Source organism: Dyella kyungheensis, assembly GCF_016905005.1.
GTDB lineage: Bacteria > Pseudomonadota > Gammaproteobacteria > Xanthomonadales > Rhodanobacteraceae > Dyella > Dyella kyungheensis.
Window position 1 is genome coordinate 241,081 of sequence record NZ_JADIKC010000003.1, and the last position, 18,866, is coordinate 259,946.

Consider the following 18,866-nt stretch of genomic DNA (forward strand, 5'->3'; position numbering starts at 1 on the left):
TCGGGCAGGGGATAGTGTCGAAGGTCATTGTGCGGTGCGATCCATGCCGGGGCGTTATCATGACGAGATGTTCCCGCACACTCTTCCCGTCTTCAGGCCGGCAACCGCCGCCGACGTAGCAGCCATCGTGGCCTTGGTCGAATCCGCTTATCGCGGCGAATCCGGCCTGCGCGGCTGGACCACCGAAAGCCATCTGCTGGATGGCCAGCGCACGGATGCCGAGAGCGTCGCCGAGTTGATCGCCCGCGACCGCAGCATCGTGCTGCTGGGTGAGCGCGATGCTGCGCTGGTGGCTTGTTGCCATATCGAGCATCAAGGCGACGCAGGATATTTCGGCATGTTCGCCGTGAACCCGGAGTTGCAGGCGTCTGGCCTTGGCCGCGCCCTGCTGGCCGAAGCGGAGCGCGTGGCGCGCGACAACTGGCAGGTACCCGCCATGCACATGACGGTGATCGAACAGCGCGGCGATCTGATCGCCTGGTACGAACGGCGCGGTTATCGCCTTACCGGCAAAACTGCGCCGTTTCCTTATGGCAACGAGCGTTTTGGCCTGCCGCGGCGCGACGACCTGCGTTTCGTCTATCTGAGCAAGACGCTGGTCGAGGAGACGGCATGAATCTCGCCGACTGGATTTTCGTGGGCACGCGCAGCGAGATGCTGCCGGGCGAATACAAAGTGGTGTGGGATGGCGACACCGCCATCGCCGTCTACAACATCGACGGCGACCTCTATGCCATCGAAGACGTCTGCAGCCACGACGGCGGCGAACTGGCCGGCGGCGAGGTGCACGGTTTCGAAGTGGAGTGCCCGCGTCACGGCGCGCGCTTCGACGTGCGCAACGGCGCGGTGATGTGTCCGCCAGCGTACGAGCCGATTGCCAGCTTTCCGGTGCACGAAGTGGACGGGCAGATCTGGACGCGCGACGACCGTTGAAATCGCGCACGCGTTCGCTCAGAAGCGGTAGACGAATGCCAGCGTGGTGGTGAGCTGGTTGGCCGAGCCAAAGCGACGCACCAGCGTGCTGTCCGCAGAATCGCCCAGCAGTCGCGCGTAATTGATGGCGACGGCGACGCCGGTGTGCTCGCTGGTGGGCATGTAGGCGTCGTATTCGAATGAGATCTGCTGGCTGCCCGCACCGGGCGACCACGGCGTGATGCCCAGCTGTGTTGCCTGTTCCGGTGTCACGCCGAAGAAGCGGCGCATCGCCGGGCCGTTCATGGCCTGCCATTGCAACTGCACGCTGTGATTGAAGTAGCCGATGGCAGGCAGGTCGCAGTCTGCGTACAGATTCAGGTACGCGCCGGCGCCCTGCGTGTCGTGCGCCAGGTTGCCGCCCACGCTGAACGCCTTGGTGGCCTGGTATTCCAGATAACCACCGGCGTTGAGCCGTGGTGACAATGAGTCGACGATGCCGCCCAACCTGGGTCCAAGGTCGCTGCGTTCGCGGCCCCACAGATAATTGCCGTAGAAGCCGCCGCGCCATGGTCCACTGTGGATGACATCCACCGTCAGGCCATCGAGCGTGGAGAGCGTGATGTGCCAGGGCAACTCGGCGTCGATGTATGGCACTGGCTGATTGCGATGGTCCTTCGATCCTATCCACCCCGGCATGCGCTGTACGCCGGCACCAAGGATGATGTTGCGCTCGTCGGTGGAAGCGTCATCCGCCCGTGCGATGGAGGAAAGCACGCAGGCGCAGAGCAGCGCAGCGGTGCGCAGCATCGCGGGAGCGGTGAAGCGCAGCGGCATGCCGAGCGTCATCACGCGCCGGGTTTGGCGCGCGCACCCGTGTTGTCGCCAAATTGCACGATCACGCGCTGGCCGATGCGCAGCGACGGCGGCGGCGTTTCGTCGAACACCAGCACGCATTCGACCGTGCGCGTGTTGGCGCGGATCAGCGGATCTTCTTCCAGCGCGCTGGGACCGAACACGGTGCCGATGCGTTGCACGTGCGCGCTGAGCGTGGGCACGCCGCTGCCGCTGTCGTCCACGACTTGCGCATGCATGCCGTCGTGCACGGCGCTGACGAACGATTCGTTGAGTTCGGCACGCACGATGCGGGCGCCTTCCGGCAGCAGCACGAAGGCCACGCCGCCTTGCGGCGACACCGTGGCGCCGGGCTGGATGTCGCGCTCGACGATCTGCGCATCCACCGGCGCGAGCAGGCTGCGCTGCGCCAGTTCGTAGCGCGCGGCTTCCAGCTTCTGTCCCGCCATGGCGTCGGCAGCGCGCGCATTGTCGAGTTCGCCTTGCAGTTGGGTGGCGGCGTCCTTGGCGTCGTCGGCGCTCTGGCCATCGCCGGCACCAGCGGCTGCGGCCGCCTGCAGTCGGGTGGCGCGCTGCTGTGCCGCTTTCAATCGTGCTTCGAGCAGATTGCCCTGGGCCCGGGCCTGCTTTTGCTCGGCCTCGGCCGCGCTCACGGCGAGCTGTGCCGGTTTGGTATCCAGTACGGCCAGGACCTGGCCCTTCTTCACGTGATCGCCTTCGCGCACCTTGATCTCGGCCACCACGCCTTCGCGCGGCATGCTCAGCTTGAGCAGGCCGCCTTCGATATCGACGCGCCCGCGTGCCACCGCCGCGTACGTGGCGGTAGGCGCAGAGGATGCGCTCGACTTGCCGCTGTCGTCATGCGAACAGGCGACCAGCACGGGCGCCAGCAGCACCAGAGCGAGCAGGGAATGAAGCGGGCGCAAGGTCATGCAGCAGGTTCCTGGTGGCCTGACGTCGAGGTCGGAGAGGGCACACGGTCGCTAAGGATACGGCCATCTTCCATGGCGAGCACGCGATCGGCGTGGCCCACCAGTCGCGGATCGTGGCTGACGCACAGCACCGTGGTGCCGTGGTCGCGGGCAATGCGGTGCAGGATGTCGATGATGATCTGGCCGTTGGCCGCATCGAGCGCGCTGGTGGGCTCGTCGGCAAACAACAGGCCTGGTTCCTTGGCGAGTGCGCGGGCGATGGCCACGCGCTGCTTTTCGCCGCCGGAAAGTTCGGACGGGCGCAGGCCCATGCGCGGGCCCAGCCCCACTTCTTCCAGCGATGCCACGGCGCGGCGTCGCGCTTCGCCGGGCGCAAGGCCGAGGTAGCTCAGCGGCAGTTCCACCTGTTCCACCGCATTCAACGCGGGAAACAGGTTGAAACCCTGGAAGACGAAACCGGTGTGCAGGAGACGGAAGCGTTCCAGCTCGCGCATGCCGAGCACGCCCAGGTCCTCGCCCAGCGCCATCACCTGACCGCTGTCGGCAGCCTGCAGGCCGCTCAGGATTGCGAGCAGGGTGCTCTTGCCGCAGCCGGACGGACCGGAAATGAGGGTGAGTTCGCCGGCGTGCACGTCCAGGGTGAGGTCGTGCAGCACGGTGTGGTGAATCGGTCCGGAGGAGAACGACTTGGTGACGTTGCGGGCCTGCAACGACACGGTAGGCATGGCATGGGGCTGAGCGCTCATCCTTACCTCAGCAACGTGGCGGGATCGGCGCGGCGCAGACTGCGCATGGCGGCCAGGCCGGAGACGATGGCCAGGCCCATGCCCAGCGCGAGGCAGGCCAGCGTGGTCCACGGATCGAGCGCCACCGGCACGCTGCGGCTGCGCGCAATGGCCAACGCGACGGCGCCGAGCAGGGTGCTGCCGACCAGGCCCAGCGCGCCCACCCAGAACGCCTGTTCCATCACCACGCGGCGCAGCGCACCGACGCCGACACCCAACGCGTTGAGCGTGGCGTATTCGCGCACGGAGCCGATCACCGCGGCGACCAGGGTCTGGCTGGTGATCACGGCGCCGACCAGGAACACGATGCCGGCGAGGAACAACACGCCGGCGCCGGCGCCGGTATCGAACATCCAGTAGAGCTGCGAGCGGCGGGCGAAATCCTGTGCGGTCCACACGTCGTACTTGCCGAACGCGCCATTGCCGCGCAGGCGCGCAGCGATGTCGTCGGCAGTCGCCGGGTCGCGCAGCTTCGCCACGAAATACGTCATGCGGTTGGCGTTGGACGGATCGGTGTCGAGTTCGGCCGCGGTAGCCAACGAGGCCACCACGTTCACGCCACCCAGCGCGCGCAGCCCGTTGCTCACGCCCACCACGCGCACGCGATGGCCATTGATGACGGCGCTGTCGCCCACCTTCACGCCGAGGCTGTCGAGGTCGGCACGGTCGACGATCACCGCATCGGGTTCGTTCAAGCGCGCGCGCAGCGCAGGCGGCAGCGCGTGGGCGAACAGCATGCCGTCGGGACGTGCATTGATGCCGGAGACGAACACCGATACACCGCCGGTATCACTGGGTCCGCGCCAGTCGGCATCGACCCAGTGGAACGGTTCCACCGCGGTGACGGCCGGGTCCATGCGCAGTCGCATTTCCACGCCCGAGTCGATCGAGCGGCCGAGGTTCACGCTCTGCGTGCCGGGATAGCCGGCCCACAAATCCGCCGACGATCCGGTGATGTAGACGCTGGCGCTGCCAAAGATGCCCAGCACCAGAGCCGCCTGCAGCAACTGCAGCAGGCCGGCGAACCCCACCGCGAGGATCGCGGGCAGGAAGCGGCGCCATTCGTAGACGAGTGTCTTGCGTGCCAGCGCGACCATCAGTCCGCGCCCCCCGCGGCTTGCGCGGTGGTGGGTGCGGGCGGGGTGGGCATGGGCGCACCGCCCAGGGCCTTGTAGAGCGAGACATAGGCGAGATCGCGTGCGGCGATGGCACTCACGCGTTCGAGCTGCGCACGCTGGTTTTCGATCAGGCCTTCCTGCACGTCGAGGTTGCTGCCCAGGGTAAGTTCCGCGCGCTTGCGCAAGGCGGCAGTGCTGCTGTCCAGCGCCTCGGTGGCGCGTTGCATGGCGTCCTCGCGCAGGCGCGATTGCTCCAGGTCGCCCATCGCGGTTTCCGCTTCCGCCACGCCCTGCAGCACGGCCTGGCGATACGCAAACACGGCGGCCTTGAGTTCGTGATCCTTGGCATGCGCCGCAGCCACGCGCTGGCCCCAGTCAAACAGTGGCACGTCGATGATCGGGCCGACCGAGGAGATCGCTTCGCCGGTGTGCACGCGATAGTTCGACAGAATATTGGTCGACCACTGCAGCGATGCGCCCAAACCGATATGCGGATAGATGTCCGCCCGGCTCAGGCCGAGCTCGCCGGCCGCGCGCAGCACGTCGGCTTCCGCGCTGGCGATCTCGGGACGTGCGCGCAGCATGTCGGCCGGTGCGGTGGTCAGTTGCCACTCGCCCAGCTGCGGTTGCGGGCCGGGCGTAAGCCAGGCCGGATCGGGTTCGGGCTGTCCCATCAGTACGGCCAGCTGCTGCAGGCAGGCGTTGATGGCCTGCTGCGGCTCGGTCAGCGCGGCTTCGGCGCGGGCCAGTTCGGCCTGGCTCTTGGCCACTTCGACGGGCGGCGCCAGCTTCAACTGTTCGCGCACTTGCACCAGCCGCAACTTTTCCTGCTGCGCATCGCGGATGGCGGTGAGCAGCCGGGCCTGTTCCTGGGCCGAGCGCAGTTCGATCCAGCGACGGCTGACCTCGGCCACCAGCGACACCTGGGCGCCGCGCAACGCGGCCGCCGCTCCGTTCTCCTGCCCTTGTGCCGCACGCTTGCTGCTCTGCCAGGCACCGAACAACGGCAGCTCCCACAGGGCGTCGAAGCCGACCACGAAATAAGAGGCGGTGGCGTCCGGATCGATCACGTCATTGGTGCGCCCGTGAACATTGGGCAGATAGGGATCGTAGGCGTGGTGGTTCTGCGTGCGTGCGGCGCGCAGGCGCTCGGCTGCCTCCGCCACGTTCAAGTTGTTCTGCAGGGCACGATCGATCAGGGCATCCAGCTCAGGATCGCCCAGCGCCTGCCACCAGCCGCGCAGGTCGGCGGAGGGCGGCGCGACGCCGGTCGGCGCGTTGCGCCAGGTCTCGGGGACGGGCGGTTTGAGCTCGGGCAGGGGAGCCACCGAGCAACCGGCCAGCAGCGCAAGTCCACACGCCAGCAGGCCGCTGGCGAGCAGAGAACGATCCCGGCGAGATACAGCTTCCATTTTCGGCAGATCCGGGTTGTTTCGACGATGAAGCACGAAATTCCTGGGGGTTCGATCGACGCGGCGATCCGGGACTGGGTAAAGGATACCGGACCTTCCCTACAACTGGCTTATGGCGGGGCCGAGAAAGTCTGTTTGGATGAAGACATTTGCGCAGCTTCTTTCGGCAAGAAAGGGGGCCGAAAGGGGTGTCTTTCTAGTCTTGTCATCACACTGCATTAGCGGAGCTGCACCGAGTGACAGGCTGGACCATCCTCTGCGATTTCGACGGCACCATTTCCGTCGAGGACGTGATCGACTCCCTGCTCGACCGTTTCGGCCGTCCCGGCTGGGAAACGCTGGAGCAGGACTGGCGTGCCGGCCGCATCGGCTCGCGCGAATGCATGACCGGGCAGGTGGGTCTGCTGGACATGACCCAGGAAGCGCTGGACAAGCATCTCTCCTCGCTGTGGATCGACCACGCGTTCCCGGCCTTCGTGGCCAAGACACGCGAATTGTCGACCCCGCTGCGGGTGGTGAGCGACGGCCTCGACTACGCCATCCACAAGATCCTGGGCCGTTACGGCCTGGACGATCTGCCGCTGGCGGCCAACCACCTGGCCCCGGCCACGCCGCCGCGCCAGTGGCAGCTGACCTCGCCGTTCCAGGCCGACGGTTGCCGCAGCGGCACCTGCAAGTGCGCCGTGGCGGCCCAGGCCGCCAAGACGGGTACCAAGACGTTGCTGATCGGCGACGGCGCCTCGGATTTCTGCGCCGCCGACCGCGTCGATTTCGTGTTCGCCAAGCATCGCCTGATCGAGCATTGCCGCGCCGCCGGCATCCCCTACGTGCCGATCACCGGCTTCGAGGATGCGCTGGAGCTGCTGCCCCGTCTGCTCGATGGCAGCCTGCTGGCCGAACACACGCCGGGCGAACCCGCCCTGGCCGTCACGATCCCCTGAACGGGCCTGGCCCGTTCATCCCCACTCTGATCGATTCCGGATTTCCTGATGAACGCTTACGACAAGAACGCCGCTGGCGTGGTGATTCCCGACGCCCAGCTGCTCGCCGATGAGGCGCAGTGGAGCTCCTTTGGCGACACCGTGCACTACGTCGATCCGCCGAAGATCTTCCGCCACGGCGAAGGCAGCTGGATGATCGATACCGCGGGCACGCGCTTCCTCGATCTGCAGATGTGGTACTCGGCGGTGAACTTCGGTTACGGCAACAAGCGCCTGAACGACACGCTGAAGAACCAGATCGACGTGCTGCCGCAGGTCGCTTCGCAGTATCTGCATCAGACCCGCATCGAACTGGCCAAGACCATCGCGGTCGACGCGCAGAACAAGTTCGGCCTGAAGGGCCGCGTGCACTTCAACGTCGGCGGTGCGCAGGCGGTGGAAGACTCGCTCAAGCTGGTGCGCAACTACACCGGTGGCAAGAGCCTGATGTTCGCGTTCGAGGGCGGTTACCACGGCCGCACGCTGGGCGCTTCGTCGATCACCTCGAGCTACCGCTACCGTCGTCGCTTCGGCCACTTCGGCGAGCGGGCGATGTTCGTGCCGTTCCCGTATCCGTTCCGTCGCCCGAAGGGCATGACGCCGGAAGAATATTCCGATGCCTGCGTGCGCCAGTTCGCCCGCCTGTTCGAAACCGAATACAACGGCGTGTGGGACCCCAAGGTCAATCAGGCTGAGTACGCCGCGTTCTACGTCGAGCCGATCCAGGGCACCGGCGGTTACGTGTTGCCGCCGATGAACTTCTTCAAGGACCTGAAGAAGGTGCTCGACCAGTACGGCATCCTGATGGTGGTCGACGAAATCCAGATGGGTTTCTGGCGCACCGGCAAGCTGTGGTCGATCGAGCACTTCGGCGTGACGCCGGACATCATCGTGTTCGGCAAGGCGCTCACCAACGGCCTCAATCCGCTGTCGGGCCTGTGGGCGCGCGAAGAGCTGATCAACCCGACCATCTTCCCGCCGGGCTCCACCCACTCGACGTTCAACTCCAACCCGCTGGGCACCGCGCTGGGTCTGGAAGTGATCAAGATGGGTTACGAGCTGGACTACGAGACCAGCGTGCCGAAGAAGGGCGCGCACTTCCTCGAAGGCCTGCGCGACCTGCAGAAGCGCCACAAGGAAATCGGCGACGTCGACGGCCTCGGTCTGGCCATGCGCGCCGAGATCTGCACCGACGATGGCTTCACGCCGAACAAGGCGCTGCTGGACAAGATGGTCGACATCGGCCTCGCCGGCGACCTCGAGCACAACGGCAAGAAGATCGGCCTCGTGCTCGACGTGGGCGGCTGGTACAAGAACGTGATCACCTTCGCGCCGTCGCTGGACATCACGCACGAAGAAATCGACCTGGCCATCGCGCTGCTCGATCAGCTGCTGACCAAGGCAAAGAAGGCGATGTAATCAACACGACGCCGCGAATCACAACTCGCGGCGTCTGTTTATGGTTTGTCTCAAGTTGTTCCCATGCAGGGGAAGTGTGACGAACGGCGATGCGCATGCATCGCCGTATTTTTTTGTGCGGTGCCTGCAGGTTGTCCTGGCTGGCGATGTCGAGTCAGCACGCGTCATGCCAATGCAGTCATCGGGATGACAGTGATTCGCTCGTCAAAGCGACGGCATTCGCACGATTGCTTGTAGGCATTTGCTGATGCGCCGTCCAACGCCATGAAACGTCGGAGATTTTTCGCGCACGCTTTGCCGATGCAAAAATAATTTTTCAGACAGTGGCGTATATGCGCTACTTAAAGTGATTTCTAGTATGGCGCCGGTTTCTTACGTTGCCGCTGGAAGGACTTGTCGTGAACAAAATCTATCATGTCGTTTGGGATGACGAGAAAGAATGTTTCGTTGTCGTCTCTGAGTTGGCCGCGGGTCACCAGAAGTCGGGCTCGGCCAAGCTGACTCTCGCCATCGCGGGCGCCTTGCTGGTCGGCGGTCTCTCCGCGCCCGCCATGTCCGCTGGCGTCTCCGCACTCAAGAGTGGCCTGGATACCATCGCGAGCTATTACAGCGTCAACGATGGCGGAGTACAGGGCGGCAACTACAACAACGATGGTGCGACGGGTGCGAACGCGCTGGCGGCTGGTGTGGATGCCAGCGCATCGGGCAGGTCGGCGCTGGCCGTCGGAACCGATGCAACCGCATCCGGGGATTCCTCGATTGCCATGGGTGACGGTTCCGTGGCGACGGGACTGATGGCGACGGGTATCGGTTCTGGCGCGCAAGCCATTGGAGACATGTCGACCGCTGTGGGATCGACCAGCAGCGCCACCGGAACCGGTGCCACTTCGTTCGGCTATGGCGCCAATGCGGCCGGAGTCAGGGCGTTGGCCTCCGGTTACAGCGCCAGTGCCAGCGGCGACAATTCCACCGCGCTCGGCAACAGTGCCAAGGCGCTCGCCGCTGATGGCGTGGCCATCGGCAGCAAGTCGCTGGCCAATACCGCTGCAGGCATCGCAGGCTATGTACCTGCCGCAGCGACAGCAGCGCAGGCGGCCGCGATCAACGCCACCAGGAGCACACTTGGCGCGGTCAGCGTGGGCGATGCCGCGACCAACAAGTTTCGCCAGATCACCGGCGTCGCTGCAGGTACCGCTGACAGCGATGCCGTGAACGTGGCGCAGCTCAAGGGCGCCACCGCCGACGCGGTGCTCTATGACAACAGCACGCACGACAGCGTCACGCTGGGTGGCTCCACTTACAATCCGGTCACCAGGACCGGCGGCACCAAGATCACCAACGTCGCCAACGGCGTGGCGCCCAGCGATGCCGTGAACAAGTCCCAGCTCGATGATCTCGCCGACACGCCGCTGACCTTCGCCGGCAACACCGGCACGGTGCAGAAGAAGCTCGGCGATACCGTGTCGATCCAGGGCAAGGGCACGTCGGCGGGCACGTATACCGGCGACAACCTCAGGACCGAGGTGGACGCCAATGGCGTGCTGCAGGTGCAGATGACCGACAAGCCGGTGTTCACCAGTGTGACCACGGGCAACACCACGGTGGACACCAACGGTCTGACCATCGCTGGCGGCCCCAGCATCACCATCAACGGCATCGATGCAGGTGGCAGCAAGATCACCAACCTGGCGGCCGGCGAGGTCAGCGACACGTCGACTGATGCCATCAACGGCTCGCAGCTGAAGCAGGTGCAGGACGCCGCCAACGCCGGCTGGAACGTGACCGATGCGAACGGCAACACCGCCAAAGTCGGCCCGAACGGCAAGGTGACTTTCACCGGCGACAACAACGTCACCGTCACCCAGACCGGTACCGACAACAACGGCCAGGTCGAGATGACCCTCAACAAGAACCTCGATCTTGGCGATACCGGCAGCGTCACCATGGGCAACACGGTGGTGAACAACAACGGCCTGACCATCGCCGGTGGCCCCAGCGTCACCATCAACGGCATCGATGCGGGCGGCAAGAAGATTACCAACGTCGCCGATGGCGAGGACCCCGCCGATGCGGTGAACGTCAGCCAGCTCAACACGACGGTGGAGGGCGCGAAGACGCACTATTTCAGCGTCAACGATGGCGGTACACAAGGCAGCAACTACAACAACGATGGCGCCACCGGTACGAATGCCATCGCGGCTGGTGTGGGTGCCAAAGCCGCCGGTGCCTCGTCCGTGGCGTTGGGCCAGAACGCCAGCGCCAGCACCGGCAACAGCGTGGCGCTGGGTACGAACTCGACCACGGGAGCGGTGAAGGGCACCGCGGGCGCGACCATCGCCGGCGACAACTATACGTTTGCCGGCAGCAGTCCGACGGGCACGGTGAGCGTTGGGGCTGCGGGGCAGGAACGCACCATCACCAACGTGGCTGCGGGCGTGCTCTCTTCCGACAGCACCGATGCCGTGAACGGCTCCCAGCTCTATGCCACCAACCAGGCCGTCGACAAGCTGGATGGTCGCGTAAGCAAGGTCGAAACCACGGTCAACAACATCGCCGGCGACATCAGCAACATCAGCACCGGACAGGCGGGCATGTTCCAGACCAGCGCCGACCAGAAGACGCCGGCCCCTACGCCTACCGGAAAAAACTCTGCTGCAGGCGGTGCAGGCGCGACGGCTTCGGGCGAGAACAGTCTTGCCTTGGGCAACGGTTCGCAGGCGACCGCGAGCAACAGCGTGGCCATTGGCAACAACTCGGTTGCCGATCGCGCCAACGCCGTGTCGATGGGTTCGACGGGCAACGAGCGTCAGATCACCAACGTGGCTGCCGGTACCCAGGGCACGGATGCGGTCAACGTGAGTCAGCTGAAATCGGCTCAGGCTGGCGGCGTGCAGTACGACACCAACAGCGATGGCTCGACCAACTACAACTCGGTCACGCTCAATCCGAGCGGTGGCAACGCCACCATCCACAACGTGCAAGCGGGTACGGCCACTTCGGATGCGGTGAACGTGGGTCAGCTCAACGATGCGATGGGCAACACGAAGAACTGGGCGAAGAGCTACACCGACCAGCAGGTCAACCAGATGGGCAAGCGCGCCTATGCCGGCACGGCCTCCGCGTTGGCATCGGCGGGCATTCCCCAGGCCTATCAGCCCAATCGGAGCGTCGCGGGCGTCGGTATCGGCACCTATCGCGGGCAGAGCGCCATCTCGGTGGGCGTTTCCACCATCACTGAAAGCGGCCGCTACATCTTCAAGGCCAGTGCGACGGGTTCGCAGCAGGACGGTCTCGGCGCAAACATCGGCGCGGGCGTGGCCTGGTAAGAGCCAACCATGGACATCCCTCTGCCGACGCGGCAGAGGGATCAACGGCTTTTGTATTCAACGGTATCAAGGTCTGCAAACAAACATGCGCATCCATATCAAGTTCTTCAAAGTCGCGCTGCTGGCGGCGGCATTCGCGCTGACCGCCTGCGGCAACGTCAGTCGCAACGTCCACAAGGACGGCCAGTCCGCGGATTCGATCAACTGGCCGGCCATTCGCGACACCACCCCGATGCACAAGGATGGAACGTTCCCCAACCTCGACAACCTCGCCCGTATGCATGCGGGCCTCAACAAGCAACAGGTCAGCGATCTGATCGGCTATCCGCATTTCAGCGAGGGTGTGTGGGGCGTGCGTGAGTGGAACTACGTCTTCCATTTCCGCGAGCCGGTGGAAAGCGATCATGTGGTGACGTGCCAGTTCAAGATTCTGTTCGACACCGACAAGCTGGCGCAGCGCTTCTACTGGCTGCCCGACGAGTGTTCGCGCTTCCAGCAGCCTGCACGGGCTCCGGCGCCATTGCCGGCGGTGGTGGCGCCAGCCGTCAGCACCGAGCGATTTACGCTTGGTTCGGATGCGTTGTTCGCATTCGATCGCGCGGGACCGTCGGACATGTCGGCTGAGGGCCGCGCCAAACTCGACAGGCTCGCCGAGGGTATCCAGCAGCACGCAGGCCAGGTGCAGGGTGTTCGCGTGGTCGGCTACACCGATCGCTTGGGCAGCGACGCCTATAACGATGATCTTTCGCAGCGGCGCGCCGACACGGTGAAGAACTACCTTGTCTCTCGCGGTGTGGAGAGCAGCCTGATTCAGGCCGAAGGCAGCGGCAAGCGCAATCCGGTGGCGGAATGCGCCCAGGCCGAGCGCAGCGCGTTGATCGCCTGTCTCGCCGCGAACCGCCGCGTCGAAGTGCTGGTCTCTGCGCTGAAGGCCGAGACTCGCGTCAACTGAGGATCGGACAAGTCCGCATGCGTCGAAACGTTGCCCCGCCATTGTGCGGGGCAACGTCGATCAGGGACTGTCCCAGCTCAGCGCATCCTTCCGCGCTTGCGCGGCCGAACGACCAGCAGGGGTTCGGCTGCAACGGCGGTTTGCTTGAGCGCATCCACCGACGCGTCGTTCGTCGGCTCGAACGTCTTCGCGGCGGACAAGGCTTCGGTGGTCTCCTCGGAAGAGGTCGCTACCTCTTCCGAGCGAATCTCCGCCGAAACGACGACTTCGGCGAAGTCGTCCGACGGCATGGCCGATGCCGAGCTTGCTTCGCCTTCCGGCGAACGGTGATGCATTCGTCCGTTGATCTGCGCGCCGGCCACTACCAGGATGGAGCGATAGTGGAGATCGCCGGCGATCCTTGCCGAGCTGGCCAGTTCGAGTCTTTCCGTGGTGTAGACGTCGCCAGATACGTGGCCATGAACGACGGCGGCGGGCACGTCGATATTTCCTCGCACCACGCCTTGCTCACCGATCGTCAGCAACGCTCCCGGCTCGGTGGCAATGACCTGGCCGTCGATGCGCCCATCGAGGAACAGGGAGCCGGTGAAGCTGATGTCACCGGTCATGCAGGTGCCTTGAGCGATCAGGCTGGTGGCGACATTGGCATGGTCTGACGTGGGGCGTTTGCGATTGAACATGCTGCTTCGGGTTGTCATGTCTTGTGGGCGGTCCCGGGCGGGAGATTGAATGTCGGGGACGCGAAGCTAAGGTCCTTGCGCCTGGGCGGCGCAAGCGGCGGCTTGGGCGCGCTGAACAGTGCGATCTGCAGAAGCCGGCTCGCCCGCGCGACGTAATGAGGCAGCGGCCAGCGGGCCGGCCAGTCGCCGACGAAGCGTTCCATCGCGTCGGCCCACTTCAGTGCCGCGTTCTCGTCGGCGACGCCCAACGAGCGTTCAATTTCGCAGGCGACGGTTACGATCGCACGGCGGAGCATGACGCGAGAGCGGACCTTGTTGAAGATCGGATCGGAGAAGCCGAGATCCGGCGTTACCTCTCGCGTTCCCTCGTGGCGGTCGCGCTCCAGGCTCTGCTGCGCCACGGCGCGCAGACTCTTGTTCGGGCTATAGATCGAAACATGCAGGATCAACGCGCGGTCGCTCTGTACCTTCATCAGCCGCAAGCGTGTGGAGAGCGGCGGGGCTTGTTCGTGGGTGCCGGCCATCAGCGAAAAATACAGGGCACGGGCAAACACGCGATTTTCGGCATCGCCGTCGGTATAAGAGGCTTCTTGCGCTGCCGCAAGGTCGGCGCAACGCGACAGCGCCGCGCGCCGTACCGAGGGATCGGGATCGGAGAGGGCTAGTCGGGGAAGCGCGGCAAGCAGTTTCTCGTCACGGCCGAATTCGGCGGCGACGCGGCGGAAGAGCGACGTTCTGTGGTGCCAAATGGAGCGTTCTTTGGTCTTGGCCATGGCATGGAGTCGTGGTGGACACACATGCCAACGTTCCGGCGGCGCGTGGCTTGTTCATCCGCAACGGTGCAGGTGATTGCCGCGTCCAATGGCGCGATGGGCGATCAGATGCCGCACCCGATGCCCTCATGTGAGGCTAGGCATGTTCCACGACTTGCCCGGACAAATACATCGGATTGCTCTGAAAGGACGCGGCGGCGTGCCGGGCTGCGTCAGCTGACCGACCGCGTCGTACGCGCCGGCGGAAACACCACTTCCACGCGCAAGCCACCCATGCTGCCATTGAGGAAGCGCACGGCGGCGCGATGGCGCTGCGCGATGCGCTGCACGATGGCCAGTCCCAGGCCGGTGCCTTCTTCGGTCATGCCCGGCACGCGGAAAAAACGTTCGCCCAGGCGTTCAAGGAAGGCCGCGGGTACGCCGGGGCCGTTGTCTTCCACGCTCACGCAGGGACCTTCGCTCAGCACTGACACGCCGATGGTGAGGATGCTGCCGCGGCCGGCGTAGCGCAGGCTGTTGTCGATCATGTTGTCGAGCATCTCCTGCAGCGACAGGCGATCGGCGTCGATCCACACGGGGCCGGCCGGCCCTTCGTAGCCCAGATCGACGCCAGCGGCGATGGCGTCGTGCACGCGCACGCCCAGCAGTTCGGGAATCACCTGCGCCAGGTCCAGCAGCACGCACGGCGCGGTTTCGTTGAGATCCGGCGACTGCGCGCGCGTCAACGCGAGCAACTGGCTGGAGGTGCGGCTGGCCCGTTGGGTGAGGCGCAGGATGTGTTGCAGGGCGTCGGTGACCGTTTCCTTGCTGGGATCGGCCTGCGCGCGCTCCACGTGCACGCGCAGCCCGGCCAGCGGCGTCTTGAGCTGATGCGCGGCGTCGGCGATGAAACGATCCTGCAACGCCAGCATGCCGCGCTGGCGCGCGAACAAACCGTCGATGGTGCGCGTGAGCGGAAGGATTTCAACCGGCACATCGGCATCGCCGATCGGGGCCAGATCGTGTTCGCGCGAAGCCAGCCGCGCCGTGAGCGGATCGAGCTGGCGCAAACCCACGCGCACGCCGTAGAGCACCAGGAAAAACACGCTGGCGATCAGCAAGGCCTGCGCCGGAATGCTGAGCAGCAGGATTTCGCGGGCGCGCTGGTGGCGATCGTGGAAGGTCTCGGCCATGGTGACCGTGAGCTGGTCGCTGGGATCCTGCAGGTTCGGTATGCGCACCGTGGCGGCGCGCAGTTCGCGGAACTTCTGCGTCGGCGTGACCAGCGTGGTGGTGAAGAGCGCAGGCTCGCCATCGGAACTGGCCCCGCTCAACGGCGCGGGCTGCAATTCGGCCGAGCCGGCCAGCAGGCCGTGCTTCTGGCTGCTGACGTTGAAGTAGTTGTGCCCTTCGGGCGCGTATTCCAGCAGGAAGCGCGCCTGCGGCGAGATCTGTCCGCCGAGGTCTTCCTGGCTGAGCATCTGGGCGAGCGTCATCGCATCGTCGCCCAGGTCGCGGTCATGCACGTGGTTGGAATAGATCAGCGCGCCGCCGTAGGTGATCAGGCTTTCCACCGCCAGCAACATCATCAACGGCACCAGCAAGGAGGACAGCAGGCGATGGCGCAAGCTGGGGCGGCCATCGGGTTCGATCATGCGATAGAGCCACGATGCGTCCTGCGTGCGCGCCCGTTCGCTCATGGCTTGGTTTCCTTGCCTTCCTTCACTTCTTCCAGCAGGTAACCGAGGCCGCGGATGGTGCGTACCTGCGTGCCCGAGTCAGCGAGCTTGCGGCGCAGGCGATAGATGGCGATGTCCAGGCCGTTGTCGGTGAGTTCTTCGTCCCAACTGCACAACGCTTCGACCAATTGGGCGCGACTGGTCACGCGGTCGGGGCGTGCGGCCAGTGCTTCGAGCAGGCCGAATTCGCGGGCGGTGAGCTCGAGCGGCTGGTCGTCGATCCAGGCGCGGTGGCCGGGAAGATCCAGGCGCAGCCGTCCCATGGTGAGTTCAGGGGCGCCCTGCGAGGTGTAGCGGCGCAACAGCGCGCGCACGCGTGCTTCGAATTCGGCGAGCGCGAACGGCTTCACCAGGTAGTCGTCGGCGCCCAGATCGAGCACCCGCACGCGTTCGCGCAAACCTTCGCGGGCGGTGATCACCAGCACCGGCAGGCCGGTGCCGCGCTTGCGCAGCCGCTGCAGCACATCGGCGCCGTCCAGGTTGGGCAGGCCCAGGTCGAGAATAAGCAGGTCGTACGGAGTGTCGCGCAGGGCAGCATCGGCCTTGGCGCCATCGGTCACGCAGTCCACCGCGTGGCCGCCCTGGCGCAGCGAGGCGCTGACACCGGCGGCAATCGAGGGATCGTCCTCGGCAATCAAAATGCGCATAAAGTCTTCCGGCTGAGGTGGCAGTTCGGCGCGTGAATGGGTGCGCGAGCCATCATTATTGAATTGCGAGTGATTCTCATTTGTGGCAACATTCCGACCCTATGTCAGGAGCAGGCTGCCCAGATGGTGGGAAGCTTAGCGCCCTGGTGCAGGTTTGAGACAACGGGCGGGCGACTCGGTTGCATGCGCGTCATGCGGTTTGGCGTTGATTCGAAAGAGACCATCAACAGGCTCTGAAAGGCAGGCATGGAATCAGCGGCGCGGTCGCACAACAACCGGATGGGAGCGAGCCGCGCGTTCTGGCTCAAGCAACTCCATCAATGGCACTGGATCAGCTCCGCGCTGTGCCTGGTGGGCATGCTGCTGTTCGCCATTACCGGTTTCACGCTCAACCACGCCGGCCAGATCGAGGCGCAGGCGAGTACGGTCCATCGCAACGCGCAATTGCCCGCCGCCTTGCTCAAGGCCGTGAGTGGCGACGAGGAGCGCAAGGGCGTGGCCTTGCCGGCCGCCGTGGCGGACTGGGTTGGCGCCACGCTCGACGTTGACGTGGCCGGCCGCACCGGCGATTGGTCGTCCGATGAAATCTATCTCTCGATGCCGCGGCCGGGCGGCGATGCGTGGCTGAGCATCGACCGCGAAACCGGCAAGGTGGAAACCGAGCGCAGCTCGCGCGGCGTCATTGCCTACCTCAACGATTTGCACAAAGGCCGCCATGCCGGACCGGCGTGGGGCTGGTTCATCGATGTATTTGCGCTGGCCTGCGTGATCTTTTCGGTCACCGGCCTGCTCTTGCTGAAGATGCATGCCGCGCAGCGCGGCGCGACCTGGCCGCTGGTTGCCTTCGGACTGGTGCTGCCGCTGCTGCTTGCGCTGATCTTCATCCACTGACATGAAAAGTGAGCGGACGAGCATGAAGATGTCCGGGTCCAGCGGTACACCATTCCCGTCTTCCATCGTTTTCGATTCTTCTTCTCGCGCCTAACCGAGGACATCATGCGCCGCCTTTCCCTGACCCTCCCCGCGATGCTGCTGGCCGCTCCGGTCGCCGCGGCCGACCTCAACGTCACAGTGCAGATTCCCCAGCTCAACGTGGCGGAATACCACCGTCCGTATACCGCCGTGTGGGTGGAGCGCGAAGATCATTCCGTCGCTGCGCAGCTGGCCGTGTGGTATGCGCAAAAAGAATCGAAGGAAGGCGCTGGTACCAAGTGGCTGCCCGAGTTGCGCCAGTGGTGGCGTCGCGGCGGCCGCGAGCTGCAGATGCCGGTGGACGGCGTGTCCGGTGCAACGCGTCCGGCCGGCGACCAGAAGCTGAGCTTCCACGAGGGCAAGGCGCCGCTGGCCGAGCTGGCGCCGGGCAAGTACGAACTGGTGGTGGAGGCCGCGCGCGAAGTTGGCGGCCGCGAAGTGGTGCGCGTGCCGTTCACCTGGCCCGCCACGGCGCCGCAGCAGCTCGCCGCCCAGGGCAGCAGCGAACTCGGTGCCGTCAAAGTCGATCTCGCCCCCTAAATGAAGGAGCACAACCGCATGAGCAAGCATTCGTTGAAGTGGGGCGCATTGGCGCTGGCGCTGGCACTGCCGTTCACCGCGCAGGCGCACAAGATGTGGATGGTGCCGTCGGCCACCAACGTCTCCGGGGCCGACCCGTGGGTGACGGTGGATGCGGCCGTCTCCAATGACCTGTTCTATCCCGACCATATGCCGGTGCAGCTGGACCGCGTGACCATCACGCTGCCGGACGGCCAGACGGCCAAGCCGGAGAATGCGCTCACCGGCCAGTACCGCAGCGTGTTCGACGTGCACCTGACCGAAGCCGGCACCTACAAGATCGCCGCCGTGAATGGCGGCCTGTTCGCCAGTTACGAAGTGGACGGCCAGAAGAAGCGCTGGCGCGGCGATGCGGCCGAGCTGGCCAAGTCGATTCCGTCCAACGCGAAGAACGTGGAGGTCTCCGAATCGATCAACCGCGTGGAAACCTTCGTCACCAACGGCAAGCCGAGCGATGGCGCGCTCAAGCCCAGCGGCAAGGGCCTGGAGCTGGTGCCGGTGACGCGCGTCACCGATCTCGCCTCGGGCGAGGCGGCGACGTTCCAGCTGCTGCTCGACGGCAAGCCGGCATCGAACCTCAAGGTGATGGCCATCGCCGGCGAGACGCGTTATCGCAATGCGCCGGAAGAAATCGACGTCACCACCGACAAGGATGGCAAGTTCAGCATCACCTGGCCGCACGCCGGCATGTACTGGGTGAACGCCAGCACGCAGGACAACAAGTCCAGCATCAAGCAGGCCAAGGTGCGTCGCCTCTCCTACGCCGCCACGCTGGAAGTGCTGCCGCAGTAATGCCCCACGCAAGC

General features: G+C 65.2%; 18 protein-coding genes. 9 read left to right on the forward strand and 9 right to left on the reverse strand.

All coding sequences use genetic code 11. The features are described 5' to 3' along the window. Window positions 1-43 precede the first annotated feature (43 nt). Both ISP20_RS05780 and ISP20_RS05785 read left to right on the forward strand, forming a co-directional pair. A complete protein-coding gene (locus ISP20_RS05780) occupies window positions 44-616 on the forward strand; it encodes a GNAT family N-acetyltransferase (RefSeq protein ID WP_425490779.1) in 573 nt (190 codons plus the stop codon). Further along, window positions 613-933: a non-heme iron oxygenase ferredoxin subunit gene (locus ISP20_RS05785; protein ID WP_204635125.1), complete on the forward strand. Its 321-nt coding sequence runs from the start codon at window positions 613-615 to the stop codon at window positions 931-933. Before ISP20_RS05780 ends, ISP20_RS05785 begins: the two co-directional genes overlap by 4 nt. A gap of 18 nt (window positions 934-951) precedes the next feature. On the opposite strand, the gene ISP20_RS05790 is transcribed toward ISP20_RS05785, so the two are convergent. The 5 genes from ISP20_RS05790 to ISP20_RS05810 are packed head-to-tail and all read right to left on the reverse strand — an operon-like array spanning window position 952 to window position 6,014. Then, window positions 952-1,749 carry a MipA/OmpV family protein gene (locus ISP20_RS05790; protein ID WP_239535378.1) on the reverse strand — a complete coding sequence of 266 codons (798 nt, stop codon included), beginning with the start codon at window positions 1,747-1,749 and terminating at the stop codon, window positions 952-954. Window positions 1,750-1,760: 11 nt separating this feature from the next. Further along, window positions 1,761-2,699, reverse strand: a complete 939-nt coding sequence (locus tag ISP20_RS05795; RefSeq protein WP_204635126.1) for an efflux RND transporter periplasmic adaptor subunit — start codon at window positions 2,697-2,699, stop codon at window positions 1,761-1,763. Beyond that, window positions 2,696-3,445: an ABC transporter ATP-binding protein gene (locus tag ISP20_RS05800; protein ID WP_204635127.1), complete on the reverse strand. Its 750-nt coding sequence runs from the start codon at window positions 3,443-3,445 to the stop codon at window positions 2,696-2,698. Before ISP20_RS05800 ends, ISP20_RS05795 begins: the two co-directional genes overlap by 4 nt. A 2-nt stretch (window positions 3,446-3,447) precedes the next feature. Next, window positions 3,448-4,581, reverse strand: a complete 1,134-nt coding sequence (locus ISP20_RS05805; protein ID WP_204635128.1) for an ABC transporter permease — start codon at window positions 4,579-4,581, stop codon at window positions 3,448-3,450. After that, a complete protein-coding gene (locus tag ISP20_RS05810; RefSeq protein ID WP_239535380.1) occupies window positions 4,581-6,014 on the reverse strand; it encodes a TolC family protein in 1,434 nt (477 codons plus the stop codon). Before ISP20_RS05810 ends, ISP20_RS05805 begins: the two co-directional genes overlap by 1 nt. 236 nt (window positions 6,015-6,250) lie before the next feature. Between ISP20_RS05810 and ISP20_RS05815 the strand changes: the two genes are divergently transcribed. From ISP20_RS05815 to ISP20_RS05830, 4 genes are all read left to right on the forward strand, one after another. Beyond that, complete coding sequence (locus tag ISP20_RS05815) at window positions 6,251-6,955, forward strand: MtnX-like HAD-IB family phosphatase (RefSeq protein ID WP_204635130.1); 705 nt, start codon at window positions 6,251-6,253, stop codon at window positions 6,953-6,955. 48 nt (window positions 6,956-7,003) lie between these two features. Beyond that, window positions 7,004-8,413 carry an aspartate aminotransferase family protein gene (locus ISP20_RS05820; protein WP_204635131.1) on the forward strand — a complete coding sequence of 470 codons (1,410 nt, stop codon included), beginning with the start codon at window positions 7,004-7,006 and terminating at the stop codon, window positions 8,411-8,413. A gap of 398 nt (window positions 8,414-8,811) precedes the next feature. After that, window positions 8,812-11,739: an ESPR-type extended signal peptide-containing protein gene (locus ISP20_RS05825; RefSeq protein ID WP_204635132.1), complete on the forward strand. Its 2,928-nt coding sequence runs from the start codon at window positions 8,812-8,814 to the stop codon at window positions 11,737-11,739. Between the two features lie 85 nt (window positions 11,740-11,824). Next, entirely contained in the window at window positions 11,825-12,691 is an 867-nt protein-coding gene (locus ISP20_RS05830) for an OmpA family protein (protein ID WP_204635133.1), read from the forward strand. A 77-nt stretch (window positions 12,692-12,768) separates the two neighbouring features. Here the strand turns inward: ISP20_RS05830 and ISP20_RS05835 are convergent, their stop codons facing one another. The 4 genes from ISP20_RS05835 to ISP20_RS05850 form a co-directional block, all read right to left on the reverse strand. Then, window positions 12,769-13,371, reverse strand: coding sequence for a bactofilin family protein (locus tag ISP20_RS05835; RefSeq protein WP_204635134.1), 603 nt, complete (start codon window positions 13,369-13,371; stop codon window positions 12,769-12,771). 14 nt (window positions 13,372-13,385) lie between these two features. Next, window positions 13,386-14,144 carry a hypothetical protein gene (locus ISP20_RS05840; RefSeq protein ID WP_204635135.1) on the reverse strand — a complete coding sequence of 253 codons (759 nt, stop codon included), beginning with the start codon at window positions 14,142-14,144 and terminating at the stop codon, window positions 13,386-13,388. A gap of 212 nt (window positions 14,145-14,356) precedes the next feature. Further along, entirely contained in the window at window positions 14,357-15,778 is a 1,422-nt protein-coding gene (locus ISP20_RS05845) for a sensor histidine kinase (protein ID WP_204635880.1), read from the reverse strand. 41 nt (window positions 15,779-15,819) lie between these two features. Beyond that, window positions 15,820-16,509 (reverse strand): response regulator, encoded by a 690-nt coding sequence (locus ISP20_RS05850; RefSeq protein ID WP_204635136.1) that lies wholly within the window; start codon window positions 16,507-16,509, stop codon window positions 15,820-15,822. A 246-nt stretch (window positions 16,510-16,755) separates the two neighbouring features. Here ISP20_RS05850 and ISP20_RS05855 point away from each other — a divergent pair, with 246 nt between their 5' ends. The 3 genes from ISP20_RS05855 to ISP20_RS05865 all read left to right on the forward strand — a co-directional run bounded on the left by ISP20_RS05855 (window position 16,756) and on the right by ISP20_RS05865 (window position 18,852). Next, on the forward strand, window positions 16,756-17,400 hold the full coding sequence (locus ISP20_RS05855) for a PepSY-associated TM helix domain-containing protein (RefSeq protein ID WP_204635137.1): 645 nt from the start codon (window positions 16,756-16,758) through the stop codon (window positions 17,398-17,400). 105 nt (window positions 17,401-17,505) lie between these two features. Continuing rightward, window positions 17,506-18,021 carry a DUF2271 domain-containing protein gene (locus tag ISP20_RS05860; RefSeq protein WP_204635138.1) on the forward strand — a complete coding sequence of 172 codons (516 nt, stop codon included), beginning with the start codon at window positions 17,506-17,508 and terminating at the stop codon, window positions 18,019-18,021. 18 nt (window positions 18,022-18,039) lie between these two features. After that, complete coding sequence (locus ISP20_RS05865) at window positions 18,040-18,852, forward strand: DUF4198 domain-containing protein (RefSeq protein ID WP_204635139.1); 813 nt, start codon at window positions 18,040-18,042, stop codon at window positions 18,850-18,852. The last annotated feature ends 14 nt before the right edge of the window (window positions 18,853-18,866 follow it).